Annotated in this window: 20 protein-coding genes; 8 read left to right on the top strand and 12 right to left on the bottom strand. The window is 54.1% G+C overall.

Annotated elements, in window-relative coordinates; genetic code table 11:
* Positions 1–32: 32 nt before the first annotated feature.
* Positions 33–272 (top strand): YceK/YidQ family lipoprotein, encoded by a 240-nt coding sequence (locus tag GKC68_RS14475; protein WP_047713787.1) that lies wholly within the window; start codon positions 33–35, stop codon positions 270–272.
* Here the strand turns inward: GKC68_RS14475 and GKC68_RS14470 are convergent.
* From GKC68_RS14470 to GKC68_RS14460, 3 genes are all read right to left on the bottom strand, one after another.
* A complete protein-coding gene (locus GKC68_RS14470; RefSeq protein ID WP_028722396.1) occupies positions 263–664 on the bottom strand; it encodes a MysB family protein in 402 nt (133 codons plus the stop codon). The two genes, GKC68_RS14475 and GKC68_RS14470, sit on opposite strands and share 10 nt — an antisense overlap.
* 175 nt (positions 665–839) lie before the next feature.
* Complete coding sequence (locus GKC68_RS14465) at positions 840–1190, bottom strand: DUF3147 family protein (RefSeq protein WP_028722397.1); 351 nt, start codon at positions 1188–1190, stop codon at positions 840–842.
* Between the two features lie 144 nt (positions 1191–1334).
* Entirely contained in the window at positions 1335–2822 is a 1488-nt protein-coding gene (locus tag GKC68_RS14460) for an MFS transporter (protein ID WP_342656278.1), read from the bottom strand.
* 114 nt (positions 2823–2936) lie between these two features.
* On the opposite strand from GKC68_RS14460, the gene GKC68_RS14455 reads away from it, so the two are divergent.
* A complete protein-coding gene (locus GKC68_RS14455; protein WP_047713785.1) occupies positions 2937–3545 on the top strand; it encodes a TetR family transcriptional regulator in 609 nt (202 codons plus the stop codon).
* Positions 3546–3571: 26 nt separating this feature from the next.
* Here the strand turns inward: GKC68_RS14455 and GKC68_RS14450 are convergent, their stop codons facing one another.
* Entirely contained in the window at positions 3572–4495 is a 924-nt protein-coding gene (locus GKC68_RS14450; RefSeq protein WP_013025329.1) for a Kdo(2)-lipid IV(A) acyltransferase, read from the bottom strand.
* A gap of 260 nt (positions 4496–4755) precedes the next feature.
* Here GKC68_RS14450 and GKC68_RS14445 point away from each other — a divergent pair, with 260 nt between their 5' ends.
* Complete coding sequence (locus tag GKC68_RS14445) at positions 4756–5805, top strand: rhodanese-related sulfurtransferase (RefSeq protein WP_028722400.1); 1050 nt, start codon at positions 4756–4758, stop codon at positions 5803–5805.
* Positions 5806–5843: 38 nt separating this feature from the next.
* On the opposite strand, the gene GKC68_RS14440 is transcribed toward GKC68_RS14445, so the two are convergent.
* The 8 genes from GKC68_RS14440 to GKC68_RS14405 form a co-directional block, all read right to left on the bottom strand.
* Entirely contained in the window at positions 5844–6419 is a 576-nt protein-coding gene (locus GKC68_RS14440) for a YceI family protein (RefSeq protein ID WP_028722401.1), read from the bottom strand.
* A gap of 1 nt (position 6420) precedes the next feature.
* Positions 6421–6996, bottom strand: coding sequence for a cytochrome b (locus tag GKC68_RS14435; RefSeq protein ID WP_047713784.1), 576 nt, complete (start codon positions 6994–6996; stop codon positions 6421–6423).
* 295 nt (positions 6997–7291) lie between these two features.
* Positions 7292–8407 carry an N-methyl-L-tryptophan oxidase gene (gene solA / locus GKC68_RS14430; RefSeq protein WP_342656277.1) on the bottom strand — a complete coding sequence of 372 codons (1116 nt, stop codon included), beginning with the start codon at positions 8405–8407 and terminating at the stop codon, positions 7292–7294.
* A gap of 96 nt (positions 8408–8503) precedes the next feature.
* Positions 8504–8758 carry a biofilm formation regulator BssS gene (bssS, locus tag GKC68_RS14425; RefSeq protein ID WP_013025334.1) on the bottom strand — a complete coding sequence of 85 codons (255 nt, stop codon included), beginning with the start codon at positions 8756–8758 and terminating at the stop codon, positions 8504–8506.
* Positions 8759–9005: 247 nt separating this feature from the next.
* Positions 9006–9278 (bottom strand): hypothetical protein, encoded by a 273-nt coding sequence (locus GKC68_RS14420; RefSeq protein ID WP_014606143.1) that lies wholly within the window; start codon positions 9276–9278, stop codon positions 9006–9008.
* 145 nt (positions 9279–9423) lie between these two features.
* Positions 9424–9669, bottom strand: coding sequence for a DNA damage-inducible protein I (gene dinI, locus GKC68_RS14415; RefSeq protein WP_028722405.1), 246 nt, complete (start codon positions 9667–9669; stop codon positions 9424–9426).
* Between the two features lie 62 nt (positions 9670–9731).
* On the bottom strand, positions 9732–10775 hold the full coding sequence (gene pyrC, locus GKC68_RS14410) for a dihydroorotase (protein WP_013025337.1): 1044 nt from the start codon (positions 10773–10775) through the stop codon (positions 9732–9734).
* Positions 10776–10931: 156 nt separating this feature from the next.
* Positions 10932–11495: a lipoprotein gene (locus GKC68_RS14405; protein WP_014593411.1), complete on the bottom strand. Its 564-nt coding sequence runs from the start codon at positions 11493–11495 to the stop codon at positions 10932–10934.
* Positions 11496–11928: 433 nt separating this feature from the next.
* Between GKC68_RS14405 and rimJ the strand changes: the two genes are divergently transcribed.
* The 5 genes from rimJ to GKC68_RS14380 all read left to right on the top strand — a co-directional run bounded on the left by rimJ (position 11929) and on the right by GKC68_RS14380 (position 17803).
* A complete protein-coding gene (rimJ, locus tag GKC68_RS14400; RefSeq protein WP_014606141.1) occupies positions 11929–12519 on the top strand; it encodes a ribosomal protein S5-alanine N-acetyltransferase in 591 nt (196 codons plus the stop codon).
* Between the two features lie 15 nt (positions 12520–12534).
* Positions 12535–13176: a DUF480 domain-containing protein gene (locus GKC68_RS14395; protein WP_064367281.1), complete on the top strand. Its 642-nt coding sequence runs from the start codon at positions 12535–12537 to the stop codon at positions 13174–13176.
* Entirely contained in the window at positions 13177–14097 is a 921-nt protein-coding gene (locus GKC68_RS14390; protein ID WP_028722409.1) for a Gfo/Idh/MocA family oxidoreductase, read from the top strand.
* Positions 14098–14216: 119 nt separating this feature from the next.
* Entirely contained in the window at positions 14217–15755 is a 1539-nt protein-coding gene (gene murJ / locus GKC68_RS14385; protein ID WP_221611094.1) for a murein biosynthesis integral membrane protein MurJ, read from the top strand.
* 356 nt (positions 15756–16111) lie between these two features.
* Entirely contained in the window at positions 16112–17803 is a 1692-nt protein-coding gene (locus GKC68_RS14380) for a methyl-accepting chemotaxis protein (RefSeq protein ID WP_342656276.1), read from the top strand.
* Positions 17804–18011: the final 208 nt, after the last annotated feature.

Genomic DNA, 18011 nt, shown 5'->3' with positions numbered 1-18011 from the left:
AAAATAGCGCCTGTTTAACCTGAGTCGCCATTGTGAATACATTCGCTAAAGTCATCCTGTTATCCCTTGCCGTCGTGACGCTGAGCGGCTGCGGCAGTATCATCAGCCGTACCATGCCTGGGCAGGGACACGGTAATCAGTTTTATCCCGGCGTAAAGTGGGATATCCGTGATGGTGCATGGCGGGTTATCACCATTCTCGACCTGCCGCTGTCACTGGTGGTCGACACGCTGCTGATTCCGGTAGATGCCAGCCATGGACCTTACGAGTAACTGCGGTCAGAGTCGCTGTTATCGTCTTCCCATTCCTGCGCCGCGGCTTTACCTTCTTCGCTGTCCAGCGGAGGTTCAAGTTGAAACTCACCGTCGTCCCACTCGTGCAGTGTATTTTCTTCTAACCACTCCTGACGCAGTTCAATCTCATCAAAATCGCCGTCAAAGATGGCCTGAGCGGCTTCATTGCTGCGCACAGGCAAACATTCGCCCGAATCCCCTTCGTCTTCGAAGAACTCTGCCTGCCACATGATGTCACCGTCCTGCATCACATATTTTTGCAGGCCAAACTGGTTGATGGCCGCATCTTCCTGCTCAATATCCGGATGGCTGGCGAGAAACTCTTCACGCGCAGCATCAATCGCTTCTTCCAGTGTAGTGAACATACTCATGCTTCTCTCCTTGCCTGATTAACGTGATTTCAGTGAAGAATAGACGAAAATCTCAAGAGGGAAAGTCGGGCCACTTTAGAGGACGAACGTTCTGCACATACAGCCAGTCCTGAATCGCATCTGTTAGCTGCTGTAGCTCGGTGTTGTGTGAACACCTGCTGGCCATATCGGCAGGCTACAACAGGTCAATACCAAACCTTTTCAGAAACCCTGCCCAGAGCATGAACAGGACGATCGTGATCAGGCAACTCAGCCCCAGCGTGAGCCAGAAGCCGGTACGTTGGTACAAAAACGGGAAAAGGATAAACATCGGCAGGGTCGGTACCACATACCAGAATGTATACCAGGCATGAGCGGCGATCTTTGTCTGGCTCTGTCCTTCAAGTTTCATCCAGATCAACACCAGAAGGGTGACAAGCGGCAGGGCGGCCAGGAGCCCACCCAGGCGATCGCTGCGTTTAGCTGCTTCAGAAATAATGACCACCATCAGGGCAGTTATCGCATATTTAGAGAGAAGCCAGATCATCGGTTTTTCCGTTGTTGAGCCGCTTAGCGGCGCTATCGCCAACCTGATCACAGGGCTTCAGGCAGTCACGATCGCGAATATTATCACGATCGTGACTGCGGTGTCGTTCTCCCGTTGCAGCGCCGGTTCGCGGCAACGCAGCGGTTACTTCTGCGCGCGCTTTGCCAGGCTAAATCCAATACCGGTAGCCAGCAGGAGTAACAGCACAGCCGCGCTGACCAGCGCCACGCTGTGAGAGGTGATAAAGGCTGCTTTTGCCGCCTGAATCGTTGGCCCGGCGAGTGCAGGCTCCAGCGTCTGTGCCACGTTAATGGCCTCACCGATAGAGGATGAGGCTTTTTCTGCAAGCGCAGGGTCCAGTGCCGACGGCAGCACAATCGAAGCGGTAAAGCTACGGGTCAGCAGCAGACCAAAGAGGGCAATGCCCAGTCCGGCACCCAGCTCATAGGACAGGGTTTCAATGGCGCCAGCTGCGGCGGCTTTTTCTTTTGGCGCGGCCGCCATAATGGCAGAGGTCGACGCCAGCAGGGCACTGGATACGCTAAAGCCCAGCAGTACCATCAGGCACCAGGCCTGCCACTGCTGGGTACTGAAGTCCAGCATCGACAGCCCCAGAAAACTGATGCCGCTTAAGCCCATGCCGCCAACTGCAACCGGCCTCAGGCCCAGCTTGCCGACCAGTATCCCTGCGATGGGGCCGCTGACGCCGCTGGCAATCATGACCGGCAACATAAATTTTCCGGCTTCGAAGGGCGTAAAGCCATGAACAAACTGCAGCTCCTGCGCCATGAGCAGTTCAAACCCCACCAGCGCAATCATCGCGGTCAGGGCCATCACCACCCCACTTAAAATTATGCGATGGCGAAACAGCTGCACATCGATCATCGGTTGTTCCGCTCGCCGTTGAAGACGGATAAACAAGGCAAGCATCGCGGCGCCTGCGATCAGGGCCGCCGTGACCTGCGACGGCGATACATCGCCCTTGAGCGCCGTTTTGGCGCTGTAGACCAACAGCAGTATGGCCACGATCAGCAGCAGCGCATGGGGCAGATTCAGTTTTTGATCCGTTCGCCCTGGCTGTCCCGGAATCAGCCAGACGGCGAGTACGACCATCACAACGACAAGCGGGACGTTAATTAAAAAAATCGCTCCCCAGGCAAAATGTTCCAGTACGGCACCGCCAAGCAGCGGGCCAAACGCGGCGCCACCGGAACCGACGGCGGCCCAGACGCCCAGCGCAATATTGCGATCGCGCGTCTCAACAAACAGTGTTCGGATCCCGGCCAGCGTTGCCGGGATTATCATAGCCGCCCCGATGGCCAGTGACGCGCGGGTTGCTATCAGCCACGCAGCCGAAGGGGCCAGCGCCGCCGCCAGCGATGACAGGCCAAACAGCAGGCTACCCGTTATCAGCAGGCGTTTAAATCCGATACGATCGCCCAGTGCCCCCATAGGTAACACCATACCGGCCATGACCAGTGAGTAGATATCAATGATCCACAGCAGCTGGTTACCACTGGCGTTTAGCGTCATGCTCAACGTCGGTACTGCAACATGCAGCACCGTGGCATCGATTGCGACCGGGATATACAGCATGACGATAATCACTAGCGTAACCCACTGACGAAACATATCGATCCCTCTGAAATAAAGTTGAACACATGTCCAAAACGAATCCTACTTATTGTTGAACACTTGTCCAGCTTTTTGTTAGACTCGTGGCTTTACCGTTTCAGGTAGGCTGAGATGAACTATTTAAGTCGGGATGAGCGCCGGGAAGGCATACTGCAGGCCGCCATGACCGTTGCCCTTCAGGAAGGCTATGCGGCCATGACGGTAAGACGTATCGCCGCAGAGGCGCAGGTTGCCGTCGGCCAGGTGCATCATCACTTCTCGGGTATTGGCGAGCTTAAGTCCCAGGCGTTTATTCGCCTGAGCCGAAGAATACTGGACACCGAAACTGTAACGGAAAACGCCAGCTGGCGTGAGCGACTCTTCTCCATGCTGGGTAGCGATGATGGCCGGTTTGAGCCCTACATTCGGCTGTGGCGCGAAGCCCAGATCCTGGCCGGACGCGATGCAGAAATGCGCGGCGCCTATATCGTTGCAATGGAGATGTGGCAGCAGGAAACCGTCGCCGTCATCAAGGCGGGGGAGGAAGCCGGCGAGTTCAGGCTATTTGATAAAGCGGAAAATATTGCCTGGCGGCTGATAAGTCTGGTCTGTGGGCTCGACGGGCTTTGCATACTCAACATGCCAGGGCTGGACATCGCCGTCTCCGATAACCACATTCATCGCCTGATTACGTTGGAACTGTTCAGTCCGTCATCCCCTGGCAGCCGCTGCTCGCAGTAAGTGCGAACAGCGGCTGAGTGGCGAACCTAATAGCGTGAAGGCTCACCTTCTGGCCGGGTTTTGAAACGGCGGTGCAGCCACATATATTGTTCAGGGGCGATGAGCACGCCTTCTTCAACCACCTTGTTCATGCGCAGCGCCGTGTCTTCGTCGCTGGTCAGAGGGAAATTCGCGCTGACGTCAGGCAGAATAATCAGTTCGTAGCCGCGTCCTTCGGGCAGGCGACGAGGAACAAAGGGGATGACGGCGGGTTTACCGGTGCGGATCAGCATATGCGTACCCACGGTTGTTGCCGCCTTTTCCACGCCAAAGAAGGGCACAAATACGCTGCTGCGCGGGCCATAATCATGGTCGGGCGCGTACCAGATGATATCGCCGCGCTTTAGCGCCCGAATCATGCCTTTGAGATCTTTGCGATCTAACATCCCTTTGTTTGAGCGCATACGACCGCGCGTCTGCAGCCAGTCGATCAGTTTATTGTCGTTGGGCCGGTAGACGCCAATGCCGGGATTATGGATGCCAAACATGCGAGCACCGATCTCCAGCGTTAAGAAATGCATGCCAATTAACAGCACGCCGCGTTGGCTGTCATGGGCCTGCTGAATGTGTTCCAGACCAGAAGGTTTGTGCCATTTATGGATGCGCCAGTCTGGCCAGAACCAGGCCATGCCGGTTTCGATCAGCCCCATTCCTACGGATTCAAAGTTATGCTTAATCATGGCTTCGCGATCGACTTCCGGCATCTCGGGAAAGCTGAGCTCCAGATTACGGCGCGCAATGGCCACGCGTCGCTTCATGAAGCGCATACCAAGGCGACCAATACGGCAACCGAGTGCATAGAGGAGTGGATAGGGCAGCAATACCAGGATATACAGCAGAATTATGCCCAGCCAGGTTAACCAATAGCGGGGATGCAAAAGCGCGCGTGAAAATTGGGGCAATTGGGTCATCTTAAATATTATTATCCTGCGTCGTGCACCAGCGGTGCTGTTTTTCGTCAGTTGCGGTTATTGTGCCATTTTTTTCCCACTGCTGAAATGTTACAGCATTTCGCAGGTTGTTGTCGGGAACAAAAAGAGAAGTATGAATACCCGGACCGACGAAAATGTACAGGTTAAACTATCAATTTTTCTTATACGCTTCGCATTTTTTTCAATTCAGGTATCATGTGCGCGCTAAATTTCTTCTATTGATAACAGGAACGAACACCATGCCAGTGTTACACAACCTTGTTTCCAATAAAGAGCTGAAGGCGCGCATGCTGGCGGAAACCGAGCCGCGCACCACAGTCTCTTTTTACAAGTATTTCACTATTGCCGATCCAAAAGCGTTTCGCGACGAACTCTATCTCGGGTTAACCGCATTGAAGGTGTTTGGGCGTATTTACGTTGCGCACGAAGGCATCAACGCCCAACTGAGCGTGCCCGCCAGCCAGTACGAGGCGATGAAGGCCTATTTGTACGGTTTTGATCCGGCGTTAAATCAGCTGCGTATGAATATCGCGCTCGACGACGACGGCAAATCGTTTTGGGTATTGCGTCTGAAAGTGCGTGACCGCATTGTCGCGGACGGCATCGACGATGAGACTTTTGATGCCAGCGACGTCGGCAACTATCTGAAAGCGGCGGAAGTGAACGCTATGCTTGACGATCCCGATGCGGTATTCGTGGATATGCGAAATCATTACGAGTATGAAGTCGGGCGCTTTGACAATGCGCTTGAGGTACCTGCCGATACCTTCCGTGACCAGTTGCCGATGGCGGTGGAAATGCTGAAGGATAAGAAGGATAAAAAAATCGTTATGTACTGCACCGGAGGGATTCGCTGTGAAAAAGCCAGCGCCTGGATGCGCCATAACGGGTTCGAAGATGTTTATCACGTCGAAGGCGGCATTATTGAGTATGCACGCCGCGCACGGGAACAAAATCTTCCGGTGCGTTTCAAAGGCAAGAACTTTGTCTTTGATGAACGCATGGGCGAGCGTATTTCGGATGATGTGTTATCCCACTGCCACCAGTGCGGGACGCCGTGTGACACCCACGTAAACTGCGTGAATGACGGCTGTCACCTGCTGTTTATCCAGTGTGAACGTTGTGCCGAAAAGTACGAGCACTGCTGTAGCCCGCTCTGCCAGGAGGAAGCCCGCCTGTCACCTGAAGAGCAACGCGCTCGCCGGGCAGGACGTGAGAATGGCAATAAAATTTTCAACAAGTCGCGTGGCTTGCTGAACATGACCATTCCTGCGCCAACCCGCAAATAGCCGGAGCCGCCTGAAGCCTGGCTTCAGGCGGCTTAAGATTACTGACGCACGCCTTCTACTGAGATAATTAAGTCAACGTTCTGAGAGGCTGGCCCAAGATCCTGAGTAATATTAAAGTCTTTCAGCGCAATCTCGCCTTCCGCTTCAAAGCCGGCACGATAGCCGCCCCACGGATCCTTACCTTCACCCATCATTTTGGCTTCCAGCGTCACAGGTTTCGTCACGCCATTCAGCGTTAAATCCCCTGTAACGGCCAGTTTATCGCCGTCTTTCTTCACCGAGGTTGATTTAAAGGTCGCCGTGGGATGTTTGGCCACATTCAGGAATTCAGGACCGCGAATATGCTTGTCACGCTCGGCATGGTTGGTGTCCACGCTGTTGGTGTTGATGGTTACATCCACTTTATCGGCTGAAGGATTACTGGCATCGAAGCTGAACGAACCGTCGAAATCTTTAAAGGTGCCGTATAGCCAGCTGTAGCCTAAGTGCTTGATACGAAACTGTACAAAGGCGTGCTGGCCCTCTTTATCAATTTTGTAATCAGCGGCACTGGCGGTCAGGGAACCCAGCAGCAGGCCGGCACCGGTGATGGCCAGAAGCGTTTTTTTGAACATTTTATTTTTCCTTTTCAGAGGGTGAACGGATGCCCAGACCCAGCATCCTTTTCAGGGTGATATCGCGATCGATAAAGTGGTGCTTTAGTGCGGCCAGGCCATGTAACACAGACAGGATCACGATGCTCCAGGCCAGCCATAAATGAATATCTCCCGCTAAATCTGCCTGTTCGCCCGCGCCGGTCAGTACAGCAGGCAGAGAGAACCAACCAAACACCGAAACCGGTTTGCCGTCGGCGGTAGAGATCAAATAGCCACTGAAGAGGATAGCGATCAGCAGGCCATAGAGTAATCCGTGCGCCAGGACAGCCGTGATGCGCACAAGAGGGGAATAACTGCTCAGGGGTTTAGGCGGCGGCGAAACCACGCGCCATATCAGGCGAATAATCAGGACCAGCATCAGAATGACCCCGATGCTCTTATGAATCTCTGGCGCATTATGATACCAGGTGTCGTAATAGCTCAGCCCAACCATCCATAATCCCAGGGCGAACATGGCATAGATAACCAATGCCATTGACCAGTGTAAGAAAATGGAGAGCCATCCATAACGACCGGGTGAATTTCTTAGCAACATTTTTGCAGCGGTATCTTGAGAATAAGTAGAAATAAGAATCTATAGAATGAAACACAAAAGCAATAATGCTTACTTTTCTATAAATATCTTCTGTACTAATGAAATCGGCTCGCGTAGCGGTGCGCGTAAGCACAATATTATTGAACAAGGTTTTTTTACGCCGGCGCTGAGACGTGGAAAAGTGGATAAACGGGCCTGTTTGCGTGGATATCACCGCAGGAAGGGCGTCAGAAAAAACCGGAATGTAAATATATGTCAGTGCGGCGCCGCCTAAAACCGGGCCGCCGCACCCTGTTTATTGAAAGCGTGACAGCCTGAACGGTGTGAGATCAAAACTGAAAGGCTGATTCTGAGCAAACTGACAGGCAAGCTCGCCTAACACGCTGGCAAATTTGAAACCGTGTCCGCTTAAGCCCGTTATCACCAGACGGTCAGGATCGCCCGGCGCGGTATCGATAATAAAGTCTTCGTCGGGGCTGACATCATAACTGCAGGCTTCCCCGTGCAAACACACGCCAACGCCGGGTAAAAACTGGCGCAAAAAGCGGAATGTTTCGCTGCCATCGACGGCCAGACTACCGAAGGGTTTGCGATCTTCGGGTTGGGTCATCAACTGGCCTCCATCATGGCGGCCTAACTTCAGGGCATTGTTATCGGCAGGGAAACCATAATACTGGCTGCCATCGGCCATTTCGCAGGTAAATCCGGGAAAGGCATTGTTTTCACTGTAACGACCATCGGCCTGATACCAGGCAAAGACCTTACGCGTGGGTGCCACCGGCAAATTCGGCACCAGTTTGCTGACCCATGTCCCGGCGCTCACCAGCATTTTTCGCCCACGGTAAATGCCGTCAATCGTGGTGACCTGCTGTAAATCGCCTTCACGACTGATTTGCGTCACGCGGCAGTTAAACAGCTGCGCGCAGCCCTGTTTTTCCGCCAGCTTAATCCAGCTCCGCACCGCCTGTTCACTTTTTAAAAAACCGGACTGAGGCTCAAATACGCCCAGGTACTCATCGGGGACGTTAAACTGCGGCCAGCGTTTTCTGACCTCCGCGGCCTGTAATATCTCGACGTGAAGCTGCCAGGCTTTTGCGCTGTTGATGACGTTTTGAATAAACACGGAATGGGCAGGGGCGATATTCAGGACGCCGCACCGGTGCATAATGCGCTCGCCAGCCTGCTGCTCAAGCGCATCCCACAACGTCTGCGCACGCAATACCAGCGGCACGTAGCGCTCGCCCTCTCCGTAAGCATGACGAATCAGGCGGCTTTCGCCGTGGTGGGCGCCCTGAGTATGAGGCGGATGGGCGCTGTCAATCATCAGTACGGAGAGGCCGGCCTGCGTGGCGTAATAGCCTGCTGCTGCGCCGACTGAGCCGCTCCCGACCACAATAAGATCGTAAATCATGAAAATGGAACTCCTGAAAGGGTTACATAATCAATAGCATACCAGAAAGCCCAATAAAAAAGGCACCCTGAAGGGTGCCTTGCTGATGCAGCAGTATTAATGCTTCTTTAGTAGTCGTTCTACTTGCTCGGCAGATTCTATCTTGGCGATACCGGCTTCAAGAATGGAGATGAACTGCTTTGCTACATCAGTCGTCAGCCAGTAAGTTGGGCCAACGTCTGCGTCTTCTTCTGTTTGATCTTGCGACGAAAGAGAGTGCAGGCGGATCATCATCGCATCATAGCTGTCAACAGTACTGATATCCCAGCCCACCAGTGGATGGGTCTGAATTACATCTTTGCGACTGTCCATTATAACCTCCTTATTACTCGTTAAACGAAGTGCATGATGAGGTTCAATGCGGCTTTTTTATTTCCACTGCGAAACAATTATAACAGCAATATAGCGATTTACTGATTAAAACGTATCACGGAACGCCTGAAAGCAGAATGTTTTCCCTAAAACGGTAAAGCTGAGAAGATATAATACCAGAATGACAGGTAGGTAGTCGTCCTGATTTAAACAGTAAAAATGGTTTATCTCTGACGTTAAACGCAAGTCAGATCAGGGCGGTCTCCGCGCCGGTTGTCCCACTGCGCTTCTGTAACGTTTCGGCCAGGCGCGCAAACTGCTGCTGCAGTTGCTCATCATGGTTTTGATTCTGGGCTTCAAGAGAAAGATTGTGCACCAGTAACTGACTGGCCCGGTCATCAAGACAGAAAATCAGGCTGGAGAACGCATTTTCCAGCACCGTTAAACGACGCTGCTGTTCACCAATCAGCGTTAACAACTCGCCAAAGGTCATCGCTTCTTCGGGTTTATCTGTAGTCATGGGATGCAACTCCTTTTATGCATGATCAGCGCCAGCATAGGACATTGATCATTCAGAGTCCAGATGGGGAGAGGGGTTAGGCAGACTTTAAATGAAGATAAAAAAACCGGGTGGCGAAACCCGGCAAAAAACAGCACAGTGGCGGTTAATCGGTAATGAACCAGTCGTCAGCGCTTTCCCATGTTTGTTGCAGGATTTCGCTGATTTGTTCACGCGTCTCTTTATCTCCGCCCATCACGCTTAGCTGGTTAGCCGTGGCGTAACGCACTTTGACGTGATTGGTGAATTGCGGGAAGTGTTCATCGATACGGCGCGACAGTTCCTGGCTCAGGGCTTCTATCGCACCAGCGGGTAGAGGTTGGGTCTTGGCAACGGTAATTTCAACACGCATAAAAGCCTCCGTATAAGATACTGTATATAACTACAGTATAAATATGCCGGAGGCAAGTGAAATTATTTTACACGCCAGTTCAGCGTTTCACCGGCCAGGAACGGCACCAACTGATGTGATCCCATTTCAATTGTTTCTGCGACTGTCCAGGGCTCACGTACCAGCGTGATGGTGCCTTCGTTCAGCGGCAGACCATAGAAGCGGGGACCGTTCTCTGAACAGAATGCTTCAAAATGCGCCAGCGCACCGATCTCTTCAAACACCGTGGCATAAGCGGGCAGGGAGGTCGGCGCATTAAATACGCCAGCACAGCCGCAGCTGCTCTCTTTCAGATGGCTCAGGTGAGGCGCGGTGTCGGTACCCAGGAAGAAACGTGGATGACCGCTGGCCACCACCTTGCGCAACGCCTGCTGATGCGTATTGCGCTTCAGAATGGGCAGACAGTAAAGGTGCGGACGAATTCCGCCCACCAGCATATGGTTGCGGTTAAACATCAGGTGCTGGGGAGTAAGGGTAGCGGCCAGGTTTTCATTGGCGCTTTCCACATAATCTGCGGCATCTTTGGTCGTAATATGCTCCATCACGACTTTCAGCGCAGGGAATTGCTTACGCAGGGGTTCCATCACCGTTTCAATAAAGCGGGCTTCACGGTCAAAGATATCAATATGTGAATCAGTCACCTCGCCATGCACTAACAGCGGCATGCCCAGCGTTTGCATCCGCTCCAGCACCGACGCGATTGACGCAATATTGGTCACGCCATGGCTGGAGTTGGTTGTGGCATGGGCAGGATAGAGCTTGGCCGCAGTGAACAAGCCGGAGTGGTAACCGCGCGCCAGTTCTTCGGCGTCTAACGAGTCGGTCAGGTAGCAGGTCATCAGCGGGGTAAAGTCATGACCGTCAGGCAACGCGGCCAGAATGCGGTCGCGATAGGCTTCGCCCGCCGCGACGCTCACCACCGGCGGAACCAGGTTGGGCATCACGATAGCCCGACCGTTCACCGCGCTGGTGTAGGGCAGCACCGTTTTAAGCATCTCGTCATCACGAAGATGGATATGCCAGTCATCTGGGCGGCGGATAGTAAGTTGCTGAGGTTGTGCGGTCATTAATACGGCTCCGGCATGAAGGATAAACGAATGGCGTGTTTAGGCCGGGTTATAAGCATAAGGACTCAGGCAACCGTTTGCACCTGTTTTTGCATCTGATAAGCAATCCGCGCCGAAAGGCGCGGATCAGGCAGGCGATAAATGTGTCGGAACGCGCTAATCGGTGAACGGGATCACCAGCTCGCCTGGCTTCACTTCCAACCCTTTAGCAAATTTCTTCGCCAGCGATTCGGCTTTACTGCGATCGGCACTCAGCACATAGGCAGGCTGCTGGTCAAAATAGCTTTTCAGCGATTGATTCAGGTACGGCGTCAGCGTTTTCATAATGGACGCCATCTTGTCTGGCTGAACCTGTGCATCCACAATTTCCATATCGCGCAGATAAATCGCACCCTGCTGTTTGTCGAACACCGGTTGCGCACGCATCTTCAACTGCATATCGGCCTGTTGCGGACCAAACAGCGAGGACACGTTGATTTTCGCATTACCCGATAACGTTACTTTACCCGGCTCTTCGCGACCAATCTGACTGGTCAGGTTATTCAGGACAATATGGGCATTCACCAGCCCTGATACGCCAACGTCTTTTTCGAAATTATTGTGTTTTTGCAGCGCCTGATTGACCTCCTGCTCGCTGATGGTGTACTGGGTTAACTGATTACAGCCGCTCAGCAATACCGCGAAAAACAGGGCAATCAGCCCGTGAAAAGCCTTCTTCATAATTCCCTCGTTTAAATGAAAAAGTAGATCAGGGCATAGCCTGCCCTAATGCGTGCAGTCTGTCATCAGGAATGGGCTGAGTTAGGGTAGCCGAACGTGCCTTTCGCGGCAGGGCTGGCCGCCCTTCGCAGGCGATCACCGGCTCAGCCAGGCCCCGTCCAGCAGGTCAGGCATCGTTATCCGTGGCGGCTGACCCCTCAATGCCAGCATGGGCAACGGTTCACGTGCAGGACAGGGCACGTGATGCATCTTTTGTGTCGCGCAGACTGCAGCGCAACAGTTAAGAGCGGTTTCACTGTAATCGTACGGGAGCATAAACGGCCAGCCCGCCTGTGATTGCGTGCGTAACGTTTTACCGCAGACCTGGCGACGGTTATAGTGAACGTTATCAAAGACTGGCATTTCCTTCCCGCCATGGATTTCAGGAGAGATGATGTTTGGCTATCGTTCTGCCGCGCTGAGGGTGAGACTCACGACCGAGCGGCTGGTGGTAAGACTGGTTCACGAACGCGATGCGTGGCGGTTAGCGGATTACTATGCGGAAAATCGCGATTTTCTCAGGCCGTGGGAACCGGTTCGCGATGACAGCCATTGTTATCCCTCTGGCTGGCAGGCGCGGCTCGGCCTGATTGCGGATATGCATAAACAGGGATCGGCTTTCTACTTTGTGTTGATGGACAGCAACGAAACCGAGGTACGCGGCGTGGCTAACTTCAGCAATGTCCTGCGCGGGGCGTTTCATGCCTGTTACCTTGGGTATTCCCTCGGCGAAAAATGGCAGGGGCAGGGCATGATGTTTGAGGCGCTGCAGTCGGCGATTCGTTATATGCAGCGGCAACAGTATATTCATCGCATCATGGCTAACTATATGCCGCACAACCAGCGTAGTGGCGATCTGCTGGCGCGCCTCGGGTTTGAAAAAGAGGGATATGCTAAAAATTATTTAATGATTAATGGCGAGTGGCAGGATCATGTCCTGACGGCGTTGACCTGCAAAGAATGGACGCCCAACCGTCGTGGATAACCCGAGGAGGGGTAAATGAAGATAGCCTTGTCGGTACAGGCTCTGCGCGTGTTAGGTTGCCTGCTGGAAAAACAGGTGACCACGCCGGAACAGTACCCGCTTTCGTTGAATGCGGTGGTTAACGCCTGCAACCAGAAGTCAAACCGCGAGCCGGTGATGGAACTGAGCGAAAGCGATGTCCAGAATGCGCTCGATCAGCTGGTTAAAAAACACCTGGTGACGGCGAACAGTGGCTTCGGCCAGCGGGTCGTTAAATATGAGCAGCGCTTCTGCAATTCGGCATTTGGACATCTGCATCTCAGCAGTGCAGAAGTGGCCGTTCTGACGCTTCTGTTCCTGCGCGGCGCGCAGACGCCGGGTGAACTGCGCACGCGAAGCGGACGCCTGCACGAGTTTGCCGACGTGGCTGAAGTTGAACAGACCCTGGAAGGGCTGGCGTCACGCGATGACGGCCCGATGGTTGTACGCCTGGCCCGTGAGCCCGGCAAGCGTGAAAGCCGTTTTATGCACTTGTTGGCCGGCGAGGTAGCGCCCGCACCGATGCAGGTTGACGCAGTCACACATGATGTCGCCCTGCTGGAGCGCGTCGTCGCGCTGGAGCAGCAGGTGGCAGACTTACAGGCGCAGCTGGCGCTGTTACAGGAAAGAGAACACTAAATGACAATTCGTATTGGTGTGGTCGGCTTAGGCGGCATCGCGCAAAAGGCCTGGCTGCCCGTATTATCGCAGGCACGTGCCTGGCAGTTAGTGGGTGCCTTTTCGCCTAACCAGGCGAACGCGCAGGTCGTATGCGAACGTTACCGGATCCCCTGTTTCAGCACGCTGAATGCCCTGGCGGCCGCCTGCGATGCCGTGTTTGTTCACACCAGTACGGCCAGTCACTATGAGGTCGTGCATGCACTGCTGCAGGCGGGAAAAGACGTCTGTGTCGATAAGCCGCTGGCAGAAACCCTGAATCAGGCCGAGGCGCTTGTTACGCTGGCCGAAAAGAAACAGCGCCGACTGATGGTGGCCTTTAATCGCCGTTTTGCACCCGCCTATCAGCAGCTCAAAGACGAGATGGCATCGGTTGCTTCGCTGCGTGTTGAGAAACACCGTAGCGACAGCGTGGGTCCACAGGATCTGCGCTTCACGTTACTGGATGATTATCTCCATGTTGTCGACACCGCCTTGTGGCTGGCCGGGGGACGTTCGCTTCCGCGTCAGGGGCATATCTCGACCAATGAGCAGGGACAGATGCTGTATGCTGAGCACCATTTCAATGCCGGACAGTTGCAGGTCACGACCAGCATGCATCGTCGGGCAGGAAGCCAGCGCGAACGCGTCAGCGCCATTGGCGATGGCCAATGCATTGATATTCATGACATGCGCGATAGTCAGGTGGAGAGAGGGGCGGGCGTGGTGATTACGCCTTCTCCGTCCTGGCAGAGCCATCTGGCCCAGCGCGGATTCGTCGGGGCCGCAGAGCATTTTATCCAGTGTGTCGAAAATCAGACAAAGCCGGAGACCAGTGGCGAGCAGGCCCTGCTGGCGCAACGCGTGGTCGAATCGATGTGGCGTGATGCCGAACGGGAATAACGCCTTGTAACACTCAGCACTGGTCATTTCGCGCGATGGCAGTAGACTATCGGCCGAGATGTGACATAACCCGTGCTAAGTCACGCATTTTGCCGATTTTTCAGGATGCCCCGTCAATTATGAATTTGTTGAAATCGCTGGCAGCGGTCAGTTCCATGACGCTGTTTTCCCGCGTGCTGGGCTTCGCCCGTGATGCCATTGTGGCGCGCGTATTCGGGGCCGGTATGGCTACCGATGCCTTCTTTGTTGCCTTTAAACTGCCGAATCTGCTGCGACGCATTTTTGCGGAAGGCGCATTTTCACAGGCTTTTGTGCCCATTTTAGCCGAGTACAAGAGCAGGCAGGGCGAAGAGGCGACGCGGTTATTTGTTGCCTACGTATCAGGGCTGCTGACGCTGGCATTGGCTGTTGTGACGGTTGCGGGAATGGTTGCCGCGCCCTGGGTGATTCTGGTCACTGCGCCAGGATTCGCGGATACGGCGGATAAATTCGCCCTGACCAGCGCGCTGCTGCGCGTGACCTTTCCCTATATTCTGTTGATCTCCCTTGCCTCCCTGGCCGGGGCAATACTTAACACCTGGAACCGCTTTTCCGTACCGGCTTTTGCCCCCACGCTGCTGAACGTCAGCATGATTGGTTTTGCCCTGTTTGCGGCGCCGCATTTCCATCCGCCAGTGATGGCGCTGGCGTGGGCCGTCGTCGTGGGTGGACTGCTGCAGTTAGGCTATCAGTTACCGCATCTTAAGAAACTCGGCATGCTGGTACTGCCGCGTCTTAATCTGCGTGATGCAGGCGTATGGCGCGTCATGCGTCAGATGGGGCCGGCCATCCTGGGCGTCTCCGTCAGTCAAATCTCGCTGATTATCAACACCATTTTTGCCTCTTTCCTGGTATCGGGCTCGGTCTCCTGGATGTACTATGCCGATCGCCTGATGGAGTTTCCTTCCGGCGTGTTGGGCGTGGCGCTGGGCACCATTTTGTTGCCGTCGCTGGCGAAAAGCTTCTCCAGCGGCAATCACGATGAGTATTCACGCTTAATGGACTGGGGCCTGCGTTTGTGCTTTTTGCTGGCGTTACCCAGCGCGGTAGCCTTGGGCATGTTATCCGGTCCCCTGACTGTCGCGCTGTTCCAGTATGGCAAATTCACCGCGTTCGATGCCGCCATGACCCAGCGCGCGCTTATTGCCTATTCGGTCGGGCTGATGGGGCTGATTGTCGTGAAAGTCCTGGCACCGGGATTTTATTCGCGCCAGGACATTAAAACCCCGGTCAAAATTGCCATTATCACGCTGATCGTGACTCAGCTCATGAACCTGGCCTTTATCGGTCCCCTTAAGCATGCTGGCCTCGCGCTCTCGATTGGTCTGGGGGCCTGCCTCAATGCTTCACTGCTTTACTGGCAGTTGCGCAAAAAGAAGATCTTCCAGCCGCAACCGGGCTGGCTGGGTTTCCTGCTGCGCTTACTGGTGGCCGTTGCGATAATGGCAGCCGCGCTGTTTGGCATGTTGTACTGGATGCCCGTCTGGGAACAAGGGAATATGCTCTGGCGCCTGCTTCGACTCGCATTCATCTGCGCGGTAGGCGGGGGAGCCTACTTCCTGGCCCTGGGACTGATGGGTTTTCGCCTGCGGGATTACGCACGGCGCACAACCGTCTAGCTATAAACCTGCGCCGAACCTTATTCGGTGCGTCATCTGTCAGCAAGGCCGCAACGGCGCACGTTGCGGCCTTTCTGTTGTTTAACCCAGGGCGATGGTGAACGTCATAAGCTGCCGCGTGAATATCGCGCTCAGCCTGATATTCACGTTGAACGTCTTTGTGACAGTAAGATGTTTTTTCCTGAAAAATCGCTAAAAACACAGGTCTGTTGACGTGATATTTAGCTTGATTAAAAACATCACGTGAGAATGATGACATGTTGTAAGGAATTGATTCTGAGGTCAATTTCATCGTAAAAACTGCCCTTGTCCTGCCGATGACTATAAACAGTTCATCACATAAGGAGAGAACGAAAATGCACATCACAGCCAATGACAACGTCAAGCTGAGTCTCTGGCATAACCTTAAGCTTGTTCCTTTATTCAGCCTGATATTTGGCTGCATCTTACTGTTATTCGTCTCTGGCATAGGCCTTTCGGCCTGGTTTCTTGCTCAGGGCAAACACTCGCTGGATGATTCGACTGACGAGATTGCGGTTCGCCAGGGGCTGCTCGACAGTTCGACACATATGCGTTCGGCACGGCTGCAAATCATTCAGGCGGGTGCCGCCGCGCGCATTGCGGACACGGATAACTATAAAGCGCATTTACTTGCAACAGATGTCAGCCTGAAGAAGGCAGAGAAAGGGCTTAACATTTATCTGCATCGCGCCGTCACATCGCCCGAAGGCGCGGATATTGATACACAGCTTCAGGCACGTTTTAGCGATTATCTTCGTAAAGGTTTGCTGCCGATGATTGACGCGGCGAAACAGGGGAGCTTTGAAGAAATCATCGCCGATGAAACAGAAGCCGACAGACTCGATAAAGCCTATAAAGATGTGTTGATGAAAGCGATTGATATGCGCAATCAGCGGTCGCAGGCGATAAAACAGGGTGCGGTGGATCAGGTGAATACGGGCTATGTCACGATGCTGGCGGCTTTTGTGGCATCGGTGACGATCGTACTACTGGCTTTTGTTCTGTTAAAAAAGGTCATTATTACCCCGTTACGGCAGTCCCTTTCGCGCATCGACCTGATTGCACATGGTGACTTGACGCTGCCGCCCGACGTTTGTGGCCGAAACGAGCCAGGCCTGCTGCTCTCGCGTCTTCAACTGATGCAGTCCTCGCTGTCGAGTACGGTTGGAACCGTGCGCGACGGCGCCATTGCCATTCTCCAGAGCGCGGGCGAAATTTCATCCGGAAATACCGATCTCTCCTCAAGAACAGAACAGCAGGCGGCGTCACTGGAACAGACAGCGGCAAGCATGGAGCAACTGACCGCCACGGTGAAACAGAACGCTGACAATGCTCACCACGCCTGTCAGCTTGCCTCTGACGCTTCTGACAAAGCCCATACGGGCGGGGACATCGTTAATCGCGTGGTGAAAACCATGGACGATATCTCTGGCAGTTCGAAAAAGATTGCCGAGATCACCAGCGTCATCAACAGCATTGCCTTCCAGACCAACATTCTTGCGCTAAATGCGGCGGTGGAAGCCGCGCGGGCAGGAGAACAGGGCCGCGGATTCGCCGTGGTTGCCAGCGAAGTGCGCAGTCTGGCGCAGCGAAGTGCGCAGGCGGCCAAAGAGATCGAAGGGCTCATTTCTGCTTCGGTCGGGCTTATCAACGGCGGCACCACGCTTGTCAGTAATGCGGGTAGCACCATGATGGAAACGGTAGAAGCTTTCCGTCGGGTAAATGACATCATTTCGGAGATCGCGGCGGCCTCCGATGAGCAGAGCCGGGGCATTCAGCAGGTCAGCCTGGCCGTTACCGAGATGGATGATGTGACACAGCAGAACGCGTCGTTGGTTGAGCAGGCCTCGGCTGCAGCCGCCTCGCTTGAAGAGCAGGCTGACAAACTGACCCGGGCCGTTTCGGTTTTCAAACTTAAAAGCTCGCCTTTGAAACATGCGAACACCACTCCCCCTGTGCCCCTGAAAGCGGCTGTGGCGCCCGTCATTCCGCCTGAGCGTGGACAGGAAAACTGGGAGGCATTTTAAGCCGGGAAAGGCTCAAGGCGCGCGTTTTACCTGTGTGGTGAACGCGCGTCCGGCGGCACTCCGCACAAGCTGTACAGCAATAACTGAAACGTTCAACCGAAGGCCTTTGGGCGAACAGGCTGAATCGCCTGTATTGCGGAGAATATCGCGGGATGCGCCTGGCGTACCCGTGAGTGCATTGCGTCATTCCGTCAGGCGCTGAGCAGAG

The organism is Pantoea sp. RSPAM1, from assembly GCF_038816185.1.
In the GTDB taxonomy this organism is placed as follows: Bacteria; Pseudomonadota; Gammaproteobacteria; order Enterobacterales; family Enterobacteriaceae; genus Pantoea; species Pantoea ananatis.
This window is presented reverse-complemented; position numbering and strand designations above follow the sequence as displayed.